Source organism: Mycoplasma todarodis (assembly GCF_004335995.1).
Classification (GTDB): domain Bacteria; phylum Bacillota_I; class Bacilli_A; order Mycoplasmatales; family Metamycoplasmataceae; genus Mycoplasma_K; species Mycoplasma_K todarodis.
Genome location: NZ_PSZP01000006.1, coordinates 1 through 20,899 on the forward strand (window position 1 = coordinate 1; position 20,899 = coordinate 20,899).

At 31.4% G+C, this 20,899-nt stretch carries 16 protein-coding genes, 1 tRNA gene, 1 pseudogene and 1 riboswitch; all 18 genes and pseudogenes read left to right on the forward strand.

What is annotated here, in order from left to right; all coding sequences use genetic code 4:
* Positions 1 to 226, forward strand: a pseudogene (locus C4B25_RS01360) (phosphopyruvate hydratase); the annotation flags it as partial.
* A gap of 123 nt (positions 227 to 349) precedes the next feature.
* Positions 350 to 979: a hypothetical protein gene (locus C4B25_RS01365; RefSeq protein WP_131613278.1), complete on the forward strand. Its 630-nt coding sequence runs from the start codon at positions 350 to 352 to the stop codon at positions 977 to 979.
* Positions 951 to 2,054: an N-acetylglucosamine-6-phosphate deacetylase gene (gene nagA, locus C4B25_RS01370; protein WP_131613279.1), complete on the forward strand. Its 1,104-nt coding sequence runs from the start codon at positions 951 to 953 to the stop codon at positions 2,052 to 2,054. The genes C4B25_RS01365 and nagA overlap by 29 nt, the downstream gene beginning before the upstream one ends.
* An 80-nt stretch (positions 2,055 to 2,134) precedes the next feature.
* Positions 2,135 to 2,851, forward strand: a complete 717-nt coding sequence (gene nagB, locus C4B25_RS01375; RefSeq protein WP_131613280.1) for a glucosamine-6-phosphate deaminase — start codon at positions 2,135 to 2,137, stop codon at positions 2,849 to 2,851.
* Between the two features lie 254 nt (positions 2,852 to 3,105).
* On the forward strand, positions 3,106 to 3,357 hold the full coding sequence (locus tag C4B25_RS01380; RefSeq protein ID WP_131613281.1) for a hypothetical protein: 252 nt from the start codon (positions 3,106 to 3,108) through the stop codon (positions 3,355 to 3,357).
* Positions 3,357 to 5,093, forward strand: coding sequence for a PTS transporter subunit EIIC (locus C4B25_RS01385; protein ID WP_131613282.1), 1,737 nt, complete (start codon positions 3,357 to 3,359; stop codon positions 5,091 to 5,093). Before C4B25_RS01380 ends, C4B25_RS01385 begins: the two co-directional genes overlap by 1 nt.
* Positions 5,094 to 5,228: 135 nt before the next feature.
* Positions 5,229 to 6,431 carry a MupG family TIM beta-alpha barrel fold protein gene (locus C4B25_RS01390; RefSeq protein ID WP_131613283.1) on the forward strand — a complete coding sequence of 401 codons (1,203 nt, stop codon included), beginning with the start codon at positions 5,229 to 5,231 and terminating at the stop codon, positions 6,429 to 6,431.
* A 2-nt stretch (positions 6,432 to 6,433) separates the two neighbouring features.
* Positions 6,434 to 6,766, forward strand: coding sequence for a PTS sugar transporter subunit IIA (locus tag C4B25_RS01395; RefSeq protein WP_131613284.1), 333 nt, complete (start codon positions 6,434 to 6,436; stop codon positions 6,764 to 6,766).
* A 233-nt stretch (positions 6,767 to 6,999) separates the two neighbouring features.
* Positions 7,000 to 8,124, forward strand: a complete 1,125-nt coding sequence (gene metK, locus C4B25_RS01400) for a methionine adenosyltransferase (protein ID WP_131613285.1) — start codon at positions 7,000 to 7,002, stop codon at positions 8,122 to 8,124.
* 167 nt (positions 8,125 to 8,291) lie between these two features.
* The gene (locus C4B25_RS01405) at positions 8,292 to 9,761 is read left to right on the forward strand and encodes an APC family permease (protein ID WP_168380667.1); all 1,470 of its coding nucleotides are present in this window, start codon (positions 8,292 to 8,294) and stop codon (positions 9,759 to 9,761) included.
* A 44-nt stretch (positions 9,762 to 9,805) separates the two neighbouring features.
* Positions 9,806 to 10,801, forward strand: a complete 996-nt coding sequence (locus tag C4B25_RS01410; protein WP_131613287.1) for a class-II aminoacyl-tRNA synthetase family protein — start codon at positions 9,806 to 9,808, stop codon at positions 10,799 to 10,801.
* A 157-nt stretch (positions 10,802 to 10,958) separates the two neighbouring features.
* Positions 10,959 to 11,738 (forward strand): tRNA1(Val) (adenine(37)-N6)-methyltransferase, encoded by a 780-nt coding sequence (locus tag C4B25_RS01415; RefSeq protein WP_131613288.1) that lies wholly within the window; start codon positions 10,959 to 10,961, stop codon positions 11,736 to 11,738.
* The gene (gene metG, locus C4B25_RS01420) at positions 11,728 to 13,263 is read left to right on the forward strand and encodes a methionine--tRNA ligase (protein ID WP_131613289.1); all 1,536 of its coding nucleotides are present in this window, start codon (positions 11,728 to 11,730) and stop codon (positions 13,261 to 13,263) included. The genes C4B25_RS01415 and metG overlap by 11 nt, the downstream gene beginning before the upstream one ends.
* A gap of 154 nt (positions 13,264 to 13,417) precedes the next feature.
* Positions 13,418 to 13,493: transfer RNA gene (locus C4B25_RS01430), tRNA-Lys, on the forward strand.
* Between the two features lie 158 nt (positions 13,494 to 13,651).
* Positions 13,652 to 15,325, forward strand: a complete 1,674-nt coding sequence (locus C4B25_RS01435; RefSeq protein ID WP_131613290.1) for a GIY-YIG nuclease family protein — start codon at positions 13,652 to 13,654, stop codon at positions 15,323 to 15,325.
* 88 nt (positions 15,326 to 15,413) lie between these two features.
* Positions 15,414 to 17,375: an excinuclease ABC subunit UvrB gene (uvrB, locus tag C4B25_RS01440; RefSeq protein WP_131613291.1), complete on the forward strand. Its 1,962-nt coding sequence runs from the start codon at positions 15,414 to 15,416 to the stop codon at positions 17,373 to 17,375.
* A 1-nt stretch (position 17,376) separates the two neighbouring features.
* On the forward strand, positions 17,377 to 20,211 hold the full coding sequence (uvrA, locus tag C4B25_RS01445) for an excinuclease ABC subunit UvrA (RefSeq protein WP_131613292.1): 2,835 nt from the start codon (positions 17,377 to 17,379) through the stop codon (positions 20,209 to 20,211).
* A gap of 23 nt (positions 20,212 to 20,234) precedes the next feature.
* On the forward strand, positions 20,235 to 20,690 hold the full coding sequence (locus C4B25_RS01450) for an MAG3450 family membrane protein (RefSeq protein WP_131613293.1): 456 nt from the start codon (positions 20,235 to 20,237) through the stop codon (positions 20,688 to 20,690).
* 43 nt (positions 20,691 to 20,733) lie between these two features.
* A riboswitch (Lysine riboswitch) is annotated at positions 20,734 to 20,896 on the forward strand.
* The last annotated feature ends 3 nt before the right edge of the window (positions 20,897 to 20,899 follow it).

Sequence of the window (20,899 nt, forward strand, 5' to 3'; positions counted from 1 at the left end):
AGCTGGATTTACATGTGTAGTTTCACACCGTTCAGGTGAAACAGAAGATACAACAATTGCTGATTTAGCAGTTGGTCTAAACACAGGTCAAATCAAAACTGGTTCAATGTCACGTTCAGATAGAATAGCTAAATACAACAGACTACTTGCAATTGAAGAGCAATTAGGTATTACAGCTGAATTTGATGGTGAAAAAACATACCACAACCTAAAAAGAAACGTTTAATTCTTTAATTATTAAACAATAATGCAATAAACAATGAAACCACCTTTTTCCGGGTGGTTTTTTCTATATAATTTAGTGTGAGCGAAATATCGTTCAATTATAAATGCAAGTAATATCGAATTAATGTCTTCGCATAAAATAAAGAAGATATTCAAAGGGGAAGAAACCGAGGCCAGAGAATGATATATTCATAGGATTGTTTCTCAATGGTTTTCAGAGCAAGAGGAAAATCTTTCAAGAGATACTATGGATAAACTAAAGAAAATAATAAAGAAAACCAAAATGCAGTTAAATGAATTAGAAAAACACGAAATGATTAAAATAGAAGAAAGAATTTTCTCTACAGAAAGAACTTTAAAGATTCTTGATACATATCATGAGTTACTACCTAACGAAGTTGTTGTTGCTAGGTTTAATATGGCTTACTTATATGCCATGGACAAAGAAGAGATTACACTTAGAATTTCAAAAAAGAAACAATTTTGGACAGAAGAGGACATTTTGAGAGAAAGATACAGTGGTTCTCTCCTAATTTCCAATAAAAGATTTATAATAGAATTAAATAAAAAAATAAAAGAAATAAAATTTGAAGATATTGAGAGTTATCGTCACAAAGAACATGGTTTTGAATTCTTTATGGAAGATGAAACATTCATCCTAAGAACTCACGATCAAAAAACTCTAAACAATACAATAGATCTTATTTTCAGAAAGAAGGCGAAACATGTTATTGAAAAACGTAAAGATAGTTAATTACAACTCTACAATTAAGAATGCGGATATTGAGATAGAAAACGGATTAATCAAGAAAATTATCAAAAAAGAAGGTGAAGCTGAACAAGTTGTTGTTCCAGGTTTCATAAACACACACGTACATGGATGTATGGGTGATGATGCCATGGATTCAAAAGAAGCTGTTGAAAGAATTTCAGCTAATTTAGTTAAGTTTGGTACTACTACATATCTTTCAACTCTTATGACTGCTGAAGTTGAAACAATTATTGAAGCATTTAAATTTAATGCTGAAGCAGAAAGTAAAGGTGCAAAGATTGCTGGTTTCCATATTGAAGGACCATGAATCTCTATGGCTAAAAAAGGTGCTCACAGACCTGAGTGTTTACATTCTCCAACTGTTGAGGAACTTAAAGCATATCAAGAAGCTGCACAAGGTGGAATTAAAAAGATTACTTATGCTCCAGAAGAATGCCCAGAAGGATTTACAGAAGAGATGGTCAAGTTAGGCATTATGCCAACTATTGGACATACAAATGCTACGTTTGAACAAACAATGGAAGCTATTGAAGCTGGTGGACACACATGTACTCATTTATGAAATGCAATGTCAGGTGTAGCTAACCGTAATCCAGGTGCTGTAGAAGCTATTATATTCAATGAAAAAAATATGCCTGAATTAATAACTGATTTAGTTCATGTTGATGAAGCAACTGTAAGATTTACAATCAAAACAGTTGGTGTTGATAGAGTTGTGGTTATTACTGATGCTATTAGACCTGCCGGACTTCCTGACGGTGAATCAATGTCGGGTGGAATTCCGATTGTTAAAAAAGGTGCTGTTATCAAATTAAAAGGAACAGACACAATTGCTGGTTCTGCATCTACAATGCATTATCAATTTATGAACTTAGTTAAAATGGGTTATGAATTAGAAGATATCGTTAAGATGACTTCACACAATGCTGCAGTTAACCTTAAATGAGATAAAGAAATTGGTCAAATAAGTGAAGGTTTTAAAGCTGATATAGTTGTTATGGATAAAGAAACATTTGACATTAAATCAGTTTATGTAGATGGTGAAAATAAAATATAAAAAACACGCTTGTGTTTTTTTATTGTTCTTAACTTAAAATAACTTATAATATAAATGATTATTGTATATAAGGAGAAAAAATGAAAATAGAAATAGTAAAAGATCATGCAGCAATGTCTAACAGAGCTGCTGAGATCATCGCTAATAAAGTGATGAGTAATAAAAAAGCGGTTTTAGGTCTTGCGACAGGTGGAACACCTGAAGTAACATATGAATTATTAGTAGGTAAAAAATTAGATTGATCAGAAATATCAACATTTAACTTAGATGAATATTCTAACATTGAAGGAACACATGAAATGTCTTATAGATTTTACATGAACAAACATTTATTTAATCATGTAAATATCAATAAAGATAACACACACGTGCCTTCAGGTATGGCGGATGCTGCAATTGAAGGTCCAAGATATGATGAAGCTATTCAAAAAGCTGGGGGAATTGATTTACAGTTATTAGGACTTGGTCAAAATGCACACATCGGTTTCAATGAACCTGGTTCAGCAGAAAATGGTGGAACAGCAGAAGTTGCCCTTACAGAGTCAACAATTAATGCTAATGCAAGATACTTTAATTCAGCAGATGAAGTTCCTCAAACAGCAATTTCAATGGGTATTGGTTCAATCATGAAAGCAAAAGAAATTCTTCTTATTGCTTCAGGTGAATCAAAAGCTCAAGCAGTTAAAGATATGATTGAAGGAAAAACAACAACAGAAGTTCCTGCTTCATTCTTACAAAAACATTCAAATGTAACAATTCTTATTGATGAAGCTGCTGCGAAATTATTAAATAAATAAAAAGGTTATGTTTATTTAACATTAAACACTTAAGAAACTAAAAAATACATTAAACCCTATTATTGGAATAGGGTTTTTTATTGTTTTTTTTAGTTATAAGTCATTTTTTTAAAAAAACCTCATGAATAATGTTTTTAAATTAGCTAAATAATAACTCTTTTTACAAAAGTTGAAATAAAAATGTTGTATATACAAGGTGTAAAAGTGTATAATTGTTTTGTCTTAATTTTTTAAAGACATTATTCGGAGGAAAAATGAAAAAGATGAAATCAATTATTTCTAACATGACTGTTAATGATTGAATACAAGTAGCACTTTGATTACTTACACTAATTATGTTATTTGCATTTGTTATTGTTGCGGCTGTTGGGAAAGAACACCCCGGTTCTCTAAGTAAAGACTCTAATGCTATTACTGGATTATTATTTGTTCTTTCTTTATGTTCAGCACTACTGACAACGGTTTTTGTTAAATTTTTTGAAAAAAGAAAGAAGGGTGATAAATAATGGCAAGTATCGCGCTTAATAAAAATAAGAAGGCTACAAAAACTAAGCCTCAAAAAAGAAAAGGGAAAGTATTACCTTACCTACAAAGAATAGGTAAATCACTATTATTCCCAATCGCCATGTTACCATTCGCGGCTATTATGCTACGTGTTGGTGCGGAGATTCCAGGTGATGTATCAAAAGGTGCTTCACAATTCTCACATATTATAAATATGATCATGACTGCTATTGGTAATGCAGTATTTAGTAACTTACACATAATATTTGCTGTTGGTATCGCGTTTGGATTATCAAGAGACTCTCGTGGTGAAGCAGCTATGGTTGGTCTTGTTGTAATGATTCTTTTGATGTCATTAATGGCTTCAGATGGAACATTCGGTAAACATGACTTAGTAAATGTAATTTACGGCAAAGTTGACTTTGGTCAAACAGCTATTAAAGATGCTAGTGGTAATGTAACTTATGCAAAAGGGTTCCACACTTTATTTGCTACAACAGATTCTAATGGAAAAATTATCCACGATTCATATGATGCAATTCTTGCTAACAATGTTCTAAATGGTATTTTTGTTGGTATTACTGTTTCTGTTGTATATAACAAATTTAATGGTATTGAATTACCATCAGTTCTAGGATTCTTCTCAGGTAGAAGATTAATCCCAGTTCTAGGATTTATTTTTGGTATTCTTGCAATCATAGGTTGAGCAATTATCTTCCCATGAATTGGATTTGTAATATTCAAATTCTCAGATGTATTAATTGATGGTGCAAGTAATAGATGATCTAATGCAGCTATTATGGGTATCTACGGATTTATCAACCGTCTATTAATTCCATTTGGATTACACCATATTCCAAATACACTATTCTGATTTACAATGGGTTCATTCCCAGATGCAACTGGTGCACAAGTTCATGGAGATATCAATATCTTTATAAATGGTGTAGCTAAAAACAATCCAGCCGGAACATTCCAATCAGGATTCTTCCCAATTATGATGTTCGGGCTTCCAGCATTAGCTGTTGCATTCTGATTTAATGCTGACGGCGATGTACAGAAAAAACGTGTTGCTTCACTATTATTCGGTTCAGCAATCGTTTCATTCTTTACAGGAATTACAGAACCAATCGAATTCTCATTCATGTTTATGGCACCAATGCTATACGGAATGCACGCTATCCTAACTGGTCTATTCGGATTCATTACAGGATTATTTGGAATTCAATTAGGATTCGGATTCTCAGCTGGTCTAATCGATTACGCATTATCTATTCCTAAATCAATGGATATCATCAGAGCTAACAAAACAGGTATTGATGCTGTTATGGCTAACCCTGCATGATTATTCCTTATTGGTGGAGCAGCAGCTGCTTCTTACTTCTTCGGGGCAACATTACTTATTAGAAAATTCAATGTTTCAGCACCTGGTAGAGGTGAAAACAAAATTGCTGATGATAATTCAGAAGAACAAGGACCTATCGCAGAAGGTGATACAAAATACACTAAAGATGCGAAAGCAATCCTTGAAGGTGTTGGTGGATCAAAAAACATTGAACAACTTGAATGATGTGCAACACGTTTAAGATTCACACTTAAAGATGCTTCTCTAATCAATGATGCTCAAGTCAAAAAAACAATGGCTATGGGTACAATCAAAATTGGAGCTAACGGTTACCAAGTAATCATTGGTCCTAAAGTTGAAATGATGGGTGAAGAAATTAAGAAACATATGTAATTAATAAAACATCTAGGTTCGCCTGGGTGTTTTATTATCCAAAAAAAATATAATTTACGCAAAATAATACTTTAATTAAATTGTATATACAAGTTTTATCAAAAGACGCATTATGTATAGTATAATCATTAAGTTATGAAAAAAAGAATAGGAATTAGTATTTATCCCAATAAAGCTGATATTGAGGATACTATAAAATATATTGAATTAGCACATGCTAACGGACTTTCGCGTGTTTTCGCTAATTTATTAGAGGTTAAACAAGATGAGGAAGGACAAAGGAATCTTTCTAATTTAAAAAAATGTTTAACATTTGCAAGAGATTTAGGGATGGAAGTTATTGTTGATGTAAACCCAAAGGTTTATCAAGCATTGAATATTAAACCTACAGAATATAAATATTTTTTAGAATTGGGTGCTACAGGAATTAGGTTGGATGAAGATTTCCAAGGTGAAGTAGAATCAATCTTATCACAGAATATCATTGTTGAATTAAATGCATCATCTGGTCCAAGCACTATGATTAAAACACTCGAAAAAGGTGGGATAGCTGAAAATCTTATTGCGTGTCATAATTTTTATCCAATGGAATATACTGGACTTAAATTTGAAAAATTTGAAAAATGATCAAAATGATTTAAAGAGCATGGAGTAAGAACTGCAGCATTCATAACATTGCCAAGGGAACAAAAAAACGTTTTCGGTCCATGAGATGTGAATGATGGAATGCCAACGATTGAAGAACATAGAAATGCTACATTGTCGCAACAAATCAGACATTTTTTAGCAATGGATACAATTGATGATATTATCTTGTCTCAACAAGGTGCGACAGAACGACAAATGAAAGAAATTGGTGAAATTCTTGATTTAGTTAATGAAGAATTGATGTTTGATGAAATTGAACACTTAGGAATTTCTCAAAAGAATTTTGAGGAGTTTGCAGCAATTAGAAATAAGATGAAACCAAAATGCATTTTTGAGGTAACTGATATTCAAGAAGTGTCTCCAACAGAGGATTTTATTGCATTTAAATATCTGCACGTAAATAGATTTGATGTGAATGATTATTATATAAGGTCAAGTTACCCTAGATTAACGTTCATTAATAATATAATCGAACCCATTAAAATTACGAACAGAAAAGTTTGAAAAGTTGGGGATGTGGTTGTTTTAAATAAAGAATACGGAAGGTATGCAGGGGAATTGCATATCATCACAAAAGAAATACCATATACTGGTAAAAGAAACTATATTGGTAGAATTAAAGAATTCGATCATAAAATTCTTAAATACGTAGACGGTGGAAAAAGATATAAACTTATTAAGGAGAAATAAAAATGGAAGAAAAACAAGTATCAAAAATAGATTTTGAACAAGTATCATTCAGAATCATTACATCAGCTGGAACTGCTAAGTCAGCTGCGATGGAAGCATTATATTTTGCTAAAGAACAAAAATATGATGAAGCACAAGAAAAAATGGATGAAGCTAATAAGGAAATAGCTGACGCTGCACATGCTCACATGGATGTTATTGTTGAGGAAGCTCAAGGAATAGATCACAAATTTAAAGTGTTATTCATGCATGCTGAAGATCAATTATTAACATCACAAACATTAATTTTATTAGTTGGTGAAATGATTGAGATGTACAAGAAATTTGATAAATAATTTAAAGGATAGGTAACGACCTATTTTTTATTTAATTATTTTTTTAGGTTTGATATTTTTTTGTTATACTAATTAAGACAAATAAATTACATTGAGAGTCACTTAGCTTAGCAGCTTAGGTGAGCCAACCCTACAAAATTGTAGAAGGTGGATAGCAAGGCCGAAAGGTAGCATGTACATTATATTCTTTATAATAACTCCCTCTCTTTGTAATAAGAAAAGGAGTTTTTATTATGTTAAAAAAATTATTTACATCAGAATCAGTAGGAGCTGGGCACCCAGATAAAATTTGTGATCAAATTTCTGATGCGGTTTTAGATGAATGTTTAAAACAAGATCCAGAATCAAGAGTTGCTTGTGAAGTCATGGCATCAAATAGATTAATAATTATCGGAGGTGAAATCACAACAAAGGCATATGTTGATGTTGTGCAAGCTGCATGAAGTGTTCTATCAAAATTAGGTTACAGTGAAAATGATTTCACCGTTATCTCTAATGTTAATTCACAATCTCCGGATATTAATCAAGGTGTTGATAGAGCTGAGGGAGCGATTGGAGCAGGTGACCAAGGGATTATGTTTGGTTATGCTACAAATGAAACACCAGAATTAATGCCTTTACCAATAACTCTTGCTCACGCATTAGTTAAAAGAGCTGAAACGCTGCGTTTAAAGGATGAATTTAAATGAGCTAAATCAGACATCAAAGCGCAAGTAACAATTGATTACACAAGTGAAAAACCAATAATAGATACAGTATTGATGTCTGTTCAACATACAGAAGATTATGACAAAGATTTATTCCGTGAATTTATTATTGAAAATATCATGAAAGAAGTTGCAAGACAATATAAAATGAATGAAGATTTCACTACACTGGTAAATCCAACAGGAAAATTTGTAATTGGTGGACCAATTGGAGATACTGGTTTAACAGGTAGAAAGATTATTGTTGATACATATGGTGGAATGGGTCGTCATGGTGGTGGAGCATTTTCTGGAAAAGATTACACAAAAGTCGATCGTTCAGCAGCTTATGCAGCAAGATGAGTTGCTAAAAATATTGTTGCAGCAAAATTAGCTGAGAAAGCTGAAATCCAATTATCTTATGCTATAGGTGTTGAACAACCCGTTTCATTATCACTAGAAACATTTGGTACTGAAAAAGTTGAAAAAGACAAAATATTAGAAGCAGTTCAGAAGGTGTTTGATTTATCGCCAAGAGGAATTATTGAGAGTTTAAAACTTAAGACGCCAATTTACAAGAAAACATCAGTATTTGGGCACTTTGGAAGAACTGATTACGAATTTGAGTGAGAAAAAACTAACAAAATTAATGAGTTGAAAAAATATTTTTAATGGTATAAATATTAAAGTATGAAAAAAACTTTAAAAACAGCATTTTATTTTTGAAACTAATTTACAGGGTGACCTGTAACGTTTCAATATAGGTTGCTGAATATTAATAATTAATGTAAAAACGCAATCTTAATGAAGGTTGCGTTTTTATTATGAAAGGGGACAAAATGTCTATAGAACAAGGGAAGAAGCTAGGATTCTTTGCAGCTTTAACAATGTTGATTGGTACTGTTGTTGGGATTGGTATATTCTTTAAAAATGCTTCAGTAGCATCAGCAACAAATCATGATGGAGTAACTTGATTGCTCGCATGAATTATTGGTGGAATCATTGCAGCTGCAACAGCGATATCTTTTTCTGAAATAGGATCAATGAAATTAAAAACTGATGCTTCAGGATTACCTGGATGAACAGAAAAATTATTAGGAAAAAAAGCTGGTAAATTCACAGAGTTTAATTATTCATTTATTTATTGAGGATCATTAATATCAGTTTTAGGATTTTTTGGTTCTGAAATGCTAATATCAATGTTTGCACAAATAGGCGTTATAAGTTCCATTCCTATTTACGGTCATGTTTTAATAGGATTAACATTTACATTTACATTTATTATCATTAATTTCTTCAGTATTAAAGCATCGGGGATTATTCAACAAATATCAACAATTTTAAAATTTATTCCATTAGTATTTGCTTTCATTATTGGTGTGGTATTGCCTATGACGAATAATACTGGTGGAGAAAATGCTTTCCATGCAAATAAATTCACATTCCAAGGGTTAATTGTAGCTTTACCAGCCGTTCTTTTTGCTTATGATGCTTTCATGAGTGTTACAACATTGACAAATAAAGTTAAAAATGGTGAAAAAAGGGTTCCAACTATAGTATTGATTGGTATGTTATCAATAATTGTTTTATACACATTGATAGCAGTTTCATCAATTCTACATAATTCCGGAACTATTCAAGGGTTAATAAGTAATGTTATGCCAAAAGGGGTTGCAAAATCATTGGGAGCAATTGTATTTGGATTCATTGTAATTTCTACCTTTGGTGTAATTAATGGAGTTTCAGCTGCAACAGTTTCTGTTTTTGAAGAAAATGTTGAAAATGAAACATTCTTCGGAATGAGAAGCCTCAAAGAATCAAAAATGCCTAATAAATATATCCCTATTTTATTTATCTTTATGGTGGTTGGGTTTTGAACAATGACAATCGGTATCCCTTCAATTATTCTTAATAAAAGTTATTTATTTGATGGATTTTCAAACTTCCCCACACTGTTTTTCTTCGTGATATATGGAATAATCATATTTAAATATTCATTAAAAAGAAAACGAATGAAGACTAAGAAGATTAATAAGTTTATATTTTATACATCCGCTTGTATAGCCGTTGTAGGAATATTCTTTGTTGTTGGATACTTATTAATAGGACATTTTATTGTAGATACAATCATTAATATACATGCACAATCTTCATGAGGGGATGGGACAGCAACTCAACTTACGGAGTTCGGAGTATTTATTGCTGAAATAGGAATATTCATAATTTTCCCAATAATTAATTCTTTATTGAAAAAACAAGAGAATAGAAGAATCAATATTAAAGAAGCAAAAAGTTTTATCGAACAATAATACAAAAGAGACCTAAAGGTCTTTTTTTCTTTTATAATTAGCATATGCAAATAAACTCAACATATACACCAAATATTTCAATGAAAGATACTCTAAGAGCCATATCTTTAATAAATGAATTAATAATAAAACACTTTAAAGAAAAGTATGAAATCACAAAAATAGAATTACCTGCATTTTATCGTAAGGATTCTGAATTATTGTTACCCATTGATAACATTACAAGAAAAATAAAATTTGATTTTGGTGAGTCATACGATATCGCGACTTTCCCTCTTCATTATGCTAATTGAAGACGACTTATGTTAAAAAAATTAGAAGCAGAATCAGGAGAAGCAATACAAACAGAAGGGTTTACCGTTTGACGAGATGAAGAAGTTAGTAATGTTAATTCTCTAGTTAGGGATGAGTTAACATTTTCAATTGTTCTAGAAGATGAAGTTAATAAAAAGAAAGTATTGAGTTCGATTACAAAAGAGGTAACAATACTGATCAATAAAATTGGCCAAATTATTGAGGAAGAGTATCAAGTCAAGAAAAAGACTCCTAATTATTGACCAACTATCGAAACACAATTATTAGAAAATGAAATGCCACGATTAGATGCGCAACAAAAAGAAAAAGAAATTCTTGGTGAATACTCAGGTTTTATACTTAACCAACCTGGTAAAAAAACATTACAAGGTAAAGTGCATAGACAAAAACCACCACAAGTTTATGATTTATATTATCAAAATACAATCATAATCAATGATAGGGTTAATTATTTACCTATTCATGTTGCTGATATTTCATTTTATGCAAACAAAACAACCTTGAGTGACCAATTAAACATGTTCACTTTAGAAGAATATACTGATAGTCCATTTTATAAAAGTATCATAGATGGAGAACACAAAGAAGCGATAGAAATTAAAATTCATAAATCGCAACTTTATATGGCTTTATTAGGTAAAGGTCACATCGGAGAGGTTCAAGCTAACGTGGAGTCTCTTAAAGTTCGTAAGTCAGCATTAAAAGATAAGGTATATTTCATTTAAATTCAGTATAATATTATTAATTAATAGCAGAATGATGATTTTGGGGGTTATGAGCCAAATAGTTCAATGGGTTACTCACGATACGAGTTGAGAGTTCTTTTAGGAGTGGTACGGTGACCTTCTAATGGAACTTTTTTATTTTATAAAGGAGGTTTAAATGGAAGAAAAAGTAGTTAAAAATTCTTTGGGTTACGATTCAGATTTATATGTTTATCAGAATAAAAGTATGTTCAACTATTCGGTGGATACTATTTTATTGGGTAATTTTGTTTCAATGACTGCTCAAGTAAAAAGAATATTAGAAATCGGTACAAACAATGGAGCACTCTCAATTTTCATGTCTGCGCGTTCTGAAAGAATAACGATTGATGCATTGGAAATACAAGAGAAAGCTCTAGAGTTGGCAAAAAGAAATGTTGAATTAAATAAAAAGGAAGAACAAATAAATTTAATTCATGGTGATTTTAATGACTTTTATTTAGATCACGCTAAAAACCAACGTAAAAAATATGATGCGATTGTATGTAATCCCCCCTTTTATAAGGTAGATGCATCTTTGAAGAATAAAGGTTCAGAAGAAAAACTTATTGCAACTCATGAACTTAAGTTAACTTTAGAGGATGTTATCAAAGGATCGGCCAAAATAATTAATCAAAAAGGTTATTTGGCAATTGTCGAACCGACAGAAAGGTTGGTTGACATTGTTACATTAATGAGGAAATATGGATTTGAACCCAAGAGAATACAAATGATTCACCCTAGAGAAGATCAAAAATCAAATTTAGTTCTTGTTGAGGGAAGGTTCAGAGTAGGGTGAGGGACACATCACCTGCCCAACATATATTTACACACATTAAATAAAGATGAACATGCATATAGAGATGAAGTTAAAAAATTATACAAACCAATTAAATCAGGAGGCAGAAATGCAAAATAAAAAAACTTTTTATATAACAACACCAATTTATTACCCTTCAGGTAAATTACATATTGGACACGCTTACACAACAACACTTGCTTGAACAATCAGGAACTACAAAACTTTACGTGGTTATGATGCTAAGTTATTGACTGGAGCTGATGAACACGGCCAAAAAATACAACAGAAAGCTGAAGCAGCAAATATTTCAGAACAAAAATACGTTGATGGTATGACAGAATTATTCAAAAATCTTTGAAATGAATTAGGGATTGATTATGACTATTATTCAAGAACGACAAGACCTTCTCACGAAGCTTCTGTTCAAAAAATATTCTCAGAGTTACTGGAAAATGATGTTATCTATAAAGGTGCATATAAAGGGTTGTATTCTGTTCAAGATGAAGAATTCTTCACTGTAACACAAGCGGAAGAAAAAGATGGTGAATATTTCCATCCAACATCAGGACATAAACTTGAAGAGGTTGAAGAAGAATCTTACTTTTTAAGAATGTCTAAGTTTGCGGATTGATTAGACGAAGAATTTAATAAAGTTAACTTTGTTAGACCGGACAAAATTATTAAAGAATTAAGAGAAAACTTCCTTAAGAAAGGTCTTGAAGATTTATCAATAACAAGGACTTCATTTACATGAGGAGTTCCCGTTTTAGAGGATCCCAAACATGTCGTTTATGTTTGATTGGATGCTTTAACTAACTATATAAATACATTAGGCTATAAAACTGAAGATGATTCTGATTATCAAAAATATTGAGTAAATGGTGATGAAAAAGTTCATTTGGTTGGTAAGGAGATTACACGTTTCCACTGTATATATTGACCAATAATCTTAAAAGCTTTAAATTTACCTCAACCAACTTCAATTCTTTCTCATGGGTGAATAATTACTCCAGAAGGAAAAATGTCTAAATCTAAAGGGAATGTAATTGATCCATTAGAATTAATAGAAGAGTTTGGGGCAGAAACATTAAAATTCTTCTTCGCTTCTCAAATCTCTATGGGTCAAGATGGGGTGTTTGATAAAGAAATGCTTAAAAATACATATAATTCAGCACTTGCTAATAATTATGGTAATTTATTATCAAGAACCATTGCAATGACATTGCAATCATTTGATAAACCGATCCAATTCACAGAAACAGAAAATGAGTTCGATAAAGAAATTATTGAAGAAATACTTGCATCTACTGAAAAATTCACAAAACATTTCGATAACTTCGCTATCAATAAGGCATTTGAAGTTGCAACAAAACTTTCAAAATCTTTAAATGGTTACATAGACAAAACACAACCTTGAACTTTAAAAGAAGATAAAGAAAGGCTTGCGCAAGTTTTAAATATATTATTAAATGGGATTTATGCTGTATCAACATACTTATCAGTAGTAATACCGAATAAAACATCATTAGCTATGGAACAATTACAAGTGGAAAGTCTTTCATTAGAAGAGATTTCTAACTTTAAAAAATTCGATGAAATCATGGTTAAAAAAGGTGAAGTCCTATTCCAAAGAATAAAATAATAACAAAATAGCAACAAATGCTATTTTTTTTGATAAAATAATAAAGCAACAAAGTTAGACACCTACCCAGGTGGCGAAATTGGTAGACGCAGGGGACTTAAAATCCCCCGGTAGCAATACTGTGCTGGTTCAAGTCCAGTCCTGGGCACCATATGCGCCCTTAGCTCAGTCGGTAGAGCAAATGGCTTTTAACCATTGGGTCAGAAGTTCGAATCTTCTAGGGCGTACCATATCATCCATTACGGATGTTTTTTTTTACCAAAAATAACATCAAAAGAAATGAACACCAATTAAATGGTGTTTATTTCTTTTGAATATAAAAATGAAAGGAATTGTTTATTGGATGGGGAATATTATGAATACAAAATAAACAAGTTATAATTTTAATATGACAAATTGAAACATTGAAGAAATACCAAAAAAGCCAGGAGTTTATTTATATAAAGATAAATTAGATAAAGTTATATACGTAGGGAAAGCAAAAAATTTAAGAGTTAGAATAAATCAATATAAAAAGGGATCTATCAATTCTTTTAAAACACATAAAATGATTCAGGAAGCAGAATCATTTGATTTAATAATTACGGAAAATGAAAAAGAAGCTCTTATTTTAGAAAGGAACCTTATAAAGGAACATGCTCCATATTTTAATATCCAATTCATTGATGATAAAAGATACCCTTATATAAAGGTTAAACTTGGAAAGAATTTAAAAATTACTATGGTTAGAAGAATATTGAAAGATAATGCTTTTTACTTTGGTCCTTTGCCAGTCGGTTCTAAATCAAGACAACTATTGAAAACTCTTCAAAGAGAAGCTCTTTATGAGAGTGGTTTACCAATCACCGATACATCTAAAGAATTTTGAGAAGAAAAATATAAGAAAGTAAGAAAAATACTTTCCGCAGATAATAATTTTTACAAAAGAGAATTAGAGGGAAAGATGTTCTCTGCAGCTGACAAAGAAATGTTTGAAATTGCACAAGAATACAAGGAGTCTTTAGAAGCCTTGAATATTTTCGATCAAAGACAAGTCGTTCAATTAGATAATGATAAGGATATTGATGTTGTTGGGGTTTCTCAGCAAGATGATTATTTATTTATTTCTATAATGTTCTACAGAAATGGGTCGTTACTTTCAATGACTAATGAAGTTCTTGAAATAATTAATGATTCAAATGAAACTATTCGTCAATTTGTTAATAGTTACTACAATAATAACTTGGTTCCAAAAGAATTAATTCTAGATGAGAAATATAGCAATGATTTTTACCATTCATTTAAGCCTATTTATCCAGAAAAGGGTAAATATAAAGAAATGTTAAAAATCGCCGTTATGAATGCTGAAAATAATAAAGATGAGAAGTTGAGAAAGCATAAAAGACAAGTTGAATTAACTTCCGGAGCAATTGAAAAACTGGGGTACTTATTAAATATTGATAAACCATGACATATATTGATGATTGACAACTCCAATACAGCAAATCAGAACCCGGTTTCTGCCATTGTTTCTTATAAAAATGGGGTTAAACAAAAATCAGAATACAAGAAATATAATTTAGAGACGCTTTCAAGAAAAGCTGACGTTGAATATATGAGGCAAACAACAACAAGGTACTTTTCTAAAAAAGAAAATCCAATTCCGAATTTATTTATAGTTGATGGTGGTAAAGCACAAGTTAACGAGGTTAAAGAAGTAACTGAACGATTAGGTGTTGATTTAAGGATTATTGGTTTAGTTAAAAACGACAAACACATCACTAGAAGTTTAATTAACTTAGAAGGTGAGGAGGTTGAGATCAAAGATTCAACCTTATTAAACTTTTTAAGATCAATGCAAGCTGAAGTTGATAGATTTGCTAAAGTTCAACATAGAAGTAGAGGATTGAAGGGAACACTAGAAGGGTCACTGGAGACCATTCCTGGTGTTGGGCCAAAAACTCTTGCAAGACTGCTGAAAGTATTCGAGACATATGCGAATATCTACAATGCTTCGCAAAGCGAATTGGAGAAAGTTGTGTCTCCAACAATCGCAACAAATATAAAGAAAAAGATGAAATAACTATAATTTATACTCAAAAAAGTAAAATTTGGAGTAGAATTACATAATAATTAACTTAATTTAATCAATTTTTAAAAAGGGGGTCAAAATGGCTTTAAAACTAAAATCAGAATATTCACCTGCTGGTGATCAAGAAAAAGCAATTAAACGTTTGGTTGATGGACTAAACAACGGTGATGACTCTCAAGTGTTATTAGGAGTTACTGGTTCAGGGAAAACTTTTACAATTGCTAACGTTCTTGAAAAAGTAAATAGACCTGCGATTATTCTTTCTCATAATAAGACATTAGCCGCTCAACTTTATTCAGAGGTTAAAACTTTCTTTCCTGAAAATAAAGTTGAATATTTTGTTTCTCATTTCGATTATTATCGTCCTGAAGCATATAAACCAGGTACAGATACATATATTGATAAAACATCAAAATCAAACTGAGATTTAGATATGATGAGGATGGCTACACTGAACTCTCTTCTTAGTGATAGAGGTACAATTGTTGTGGCGTCAGTTGCTTCAATTTATGGAGCGCTAAATCCACAAGAATATAAAGAAATGTTCTACGTAATTACAACTGGTGATGTTGTTCCGAGAAAAGAACTTTTAAGAAACCTAGTTGCAAGAAATTACAAAAGAAATAATGTGGAGTTAAGACCAGGTAACTTTAGAGCGAAAGGTGATGTTATTGAAATAGCTCCAGGTTGAACTGATGAATACATAATTAGATTAGATATATTTGGTGATGAAATAGAGGAAATTGCTTATGTTGATTCATTATCGGGGAAGGTTAATAAAATTGTTAATAGAGTTCTATTGTTCCCGGCTGATTCATATACAACAAGACAAGAAACAGTTAAAGAAGCTACAACCAAAATAAGGGCGGAATTAGAAATAAGGGTTAAAGAGCTTGAAGAAGCAAATAAACTATTAGAAGCGCAAAGATTATCTGAAAGAGTTCATCAGGACTTAGAACATTTAGAAGAGTTCGGTGTATGTCCTGGTATAGAAAATTACTCTCTATATATGGATGGACGTGAATATGGTCAAACACCATATACTATATTCGATTACATCCCTAAAGATACTGTGATTATTATTGATGAATCACACATGATGATTCCACAAGTAAAAGGGATGTTTAAAGCTGACCGTTCAAGAAAAGAAACATTAGTTGAATATGGATTTAGATTACCATCAGCAATGGAGAATAGACCTTTAAACTTTGATGAATTTGAAAGATTGCCACATCAAAAGATATTCGTATCAGCCACACCTAATGAATATGAAATAGATAAGGCTGAAGGAGTTGTTGTTGAACAAATTATCAGACCAACAGGTCTATTAGATCCGATTATTGAAGTTATACCTAAAGAAGGTCAAATAGAAGATATGTACGATCGAATAAAAACTCAGATAAAAAATAACGAAAGAACATTTGTACTTACTACAACAATTAGAATGGCTGAAGAGTTAACACGTTATTTCCAAGAAAAGGGAATAAAAACCGCATACATTCATAATGAACTTAAAACTTTCGAAAGAGCTGAAGTTCTACGTAAACTACGTAAAGGTATCTATGATGTTGTCGTTGGTATCAACTTATTAAGAGAAGGTATCGATATACCGGAAGTGTCTTTAATTTTGGTTATTGATGCAGATATCGAATCATTTATGCGTACTTCAAAATCATTAATTCAAATTGCAGGTAGGGCAGCTAGAAACTCAAATGGTAGAGTAATATTCTATGCAAATAAAATATCTAACTCAATGGAAATTGCTATAGATGAAACTAGAAGACGTCGTCAAATTCAAGATGAATATAACAAAGAGCATGGGATTATCCCAACAACAATCATTAAAGAGATTGCGGATCCATTAAATGATAATGAAATTTCTGGAGCGGTCGAACTTTATAACAAAAAAGGTAAAAATGAAAAAGCTAAAAAAGAAATTATTGATGATTTACGTGATCAAATGTTGAGAGCTTCAAAATCATTAGAATTTGAAAAAGCGGCAAGATTAAGAGATTTAATAATAGAAATGCAGGAGGAATAAAATGGATAAAAAAGTAATAAAGATAAAAGGTGCTAAAGAAAATAACCTAAACAATATAAACATTGAAATTCCAAAAGATAAATTGGTTGTTTTCACTGGTGTTTCAGGTTCAGGTAAATCATCTCTTGCTTTCAACACAATTTATGAAGAAGGAAGAAGGAGATATGTGGATTCTCTTTCATCATATGCAAGACAATTTTTAGGTGGAACAAAAAAACCCGATGTTGAATCAATTGAAGGTCTTTCGCCAGCAATTTCCATAGAGCAGAAGACAACTCATAATAACCCAAGATCAACAGTTGGTACTGTTACTGAGATTTATGATTATCTTCGTCTTTTATATGCAAGAGTTGCAACACCGTTCTGTCCAAGACATAAAAAGGCTATTTCTGCACAAAGAACACAAGATATAATCAATACCATCTTTAAATATAAAGAAGGTTCTAGAATGGTTATATTCTCACCTGTTGTTCAAAAAGAAAAAGGTACACATATGAATTTGTTGGAATCACTTAGATCTGATGGATTTATTCGTGTTGAAGTCGATGGAACAATAATGAGGTTGGACGATGATATAGAATTATCTAAAACAAAACAACATTCTATTTCCATAGTTGTTGATCGTATTGTTTTAAATGAAGAAAATCGTTCGAGAATATCAGATGCTGTTGAAGTTGCGTTAGAACATGCAAAAGGTCTTATTGAAATATCGGTTGATGAAGGTGAAAAAGTTTCTTTCTCAAGAAATTTCTCATGTCCAGAAGGTGATTTTGATATGCCATTGATTGAACCAAGATTATTCTCATTCAATTCTCCAGCTGGAATGTGTGATTCTTGTAAGGGTATAGGTATCAAATTAAAAGTTGATAAAAGATTATTAATACCAGATAAGAAAAGAGCTATTTCTGAAGGGGGAATTACTTATTTTGCTAATTTAGTAGGTTCCGAAAATTTAGAATGACAGAAATTCAATATTTTACTAAATCACTACAATATAAATGCTGACATTCCAATTGAAAACTTAGAAAAAGAAGAGATGAAAATTATTCTTGAAGGTTCCTTAGAACCTATTGAATACACAATCACTTCCAGAAATGGTAATGAATATAAAAAGAATGAATATATCGAAGGGGTTGCTACATTAATAGAAAGAAGATATGTAGAAACAAAATCTGAACAAATCAGAAAATGATATAAATCATACATGACTGACGTTAAATGTGAATCATGTAAAGGGTCTCGTCTAAATAAATATGCATTAGCAATGAAAATAGATGATATGACGATTTATGATTTTACAAAATTATCAATTGATCAATCATTTGAAAAAGTAACTAATTTTTCTTTAAGTGATGAAGAGCAACAAGTATCAGAAATGATTATCAATGAACTTTATGAAAGACTTTCATTCTTAATGAATGTTGGGCTTACATACATCTCATTAGATAGAAAAGCTGAAACTTTATCAGGTGGAGAATCGCAACGTATAAGGTTAGCTACACAAATAGGTTCTAATTTAACGGGCGTTCTTTATGTTCTTGATGAACCTTCAATAGGTCTGCATCAGGTTGATAATGATAAATTAATTAAAACACTTAGAAAGATGGTTGAAATAGGTAATACATTAATTGTTGTTGAACATGATGAAGAAACAATTAAAGCAGCTGATTATATCGTTGATATTGGTCCTCTTGCAGGTGACCAAGGTGGTAATGTAGTTGCTGCAGGAACACCTGAAGAAGTTGCTAAAGTAAAAGAATCAATAACTGGACAATTCCTGTCTGGAGAACAAAAAATAGAAGTTCCTTCATTTAGACGTTCAGGAAATGGTCAAGTAATTGAATTAAAGGGTGTTAAAGAAAATAACCTTAAAAATATTGATGTTAAGTTTCCGTTAGGTAAAATGATAGCTGTTACCGGTGTTTCAGGTTCAGGTAAATCAACATTAGTTAATGATGTTCTCGCTAAAGCAATCGAACAAAAAATAAAGGATCCTTTAATTGCTCCCGGTAAATATAGAAGTATGACAGGAAATGGGAATATTGATAAGGTGATTAAGATTTCTCAATCTCCTATCGGTAGAACTCCTCGTTCAAACCCTGCGACATACACATCTCTATTCGATGATATTAGAGAGTTGTATTCAATGGCTCCAGAATCGAAAGCAAGGGGTTACTCAAAAAGTAGGTTCTCATTTAATGTAGATGGTGGACGTTGTGATAAATGTAAAGGTGATGGTTCAATTAAAATTGAAATGCACTTTTTACCTGACGTTTACATTGAATGTAATCATTGTGATGGTAAGAGATTTAATAGAGAAACACTTGAAGTTAAATTCAAAGGTAAAAACATTTCTGATGTTCTTAATATGAGAGTTTCGGAAGCTTATAAATTCTTTGATTCATTTGTTAAAATCAAAACAAAGCTTGGCGCTTTAATGGATGTTGGTCTTAACTATATAACACTTGGTCAAAATGCTACTACACTTTCAGGTGGAGAAGCACAAAGAATTAAATTGGCTACATTCTTACAAAAAAGAGCAACAGGTAAGACATTATTTATTCTTGATGAACCAACAACAGGATTACATGCTTATGATGTTAGACATCTTCTTAAGGTTTTAAATAGACTTACAGATAATGGAGACACAGTATTGATGATTGAACATAACTTAGATGTCATTAAGACTGCTGATTACGTTATTGATCTTGGGCCGGGAGGTGGTATCAATGGTGGTACCATAGTTGCCAAGGGTACTCCGGAACAAGTGGCTAGAAATGAAATGTCTGCAACAGGTAGATACCTTAAAAAATTATTAGAAAAAGAAGCTAAATAGGCTTCTTTTGTTATTATTAATACATGAGTAAAAAACCAATGACAAAAAGACAATCAAAAAATCCAGTTAAAAATATAGAAATAGCAGAAAAAAGAACAGGTTCATGAACACAAGCGTTAGTTACATTAGTATTTATATTAATACCAGCAATTGTTATGTGGGTTTTCCTTTCGAAAGACTTTAATGCAAAACCAATATTAAGTACTGGTGAGTTGTGGGGTGTGGCTGTTGGATTTGTTGGATATGCATTATTAGTTACCTTATTCTTGATATGAATACAACTGATTTGAATAGATACAATGAACTTCACCATCCCAGTTTCCATTGTTTTGATGTCAATCTTGCTTTCTCAAAACGTTGTTATTTGAGGTAGAGCATTGATTGTTATTGCATTAATATTTACTGCCCTGCCTGTAAATATGTTCACAATTAGATTTATAGAACATAAAATAAGTAAGACGAATGAACTTAAAAAATAGGTTCAAGTTCTTATTTTTTTATGTAAAATATATTAAAATTAAAATATAGTAGTGAGGTGCTTGAAGCATTAGTAATTCATGGAGAAGGTATTCTAAGAAATGAACGAAAGGGTTAAAGCCGAATGGGTGATATAGACATATACATCACATGCAATATTAAGAAATACTTATTATTGTCCGTAATTATGCGAGGAGCGCTTTGAATAATC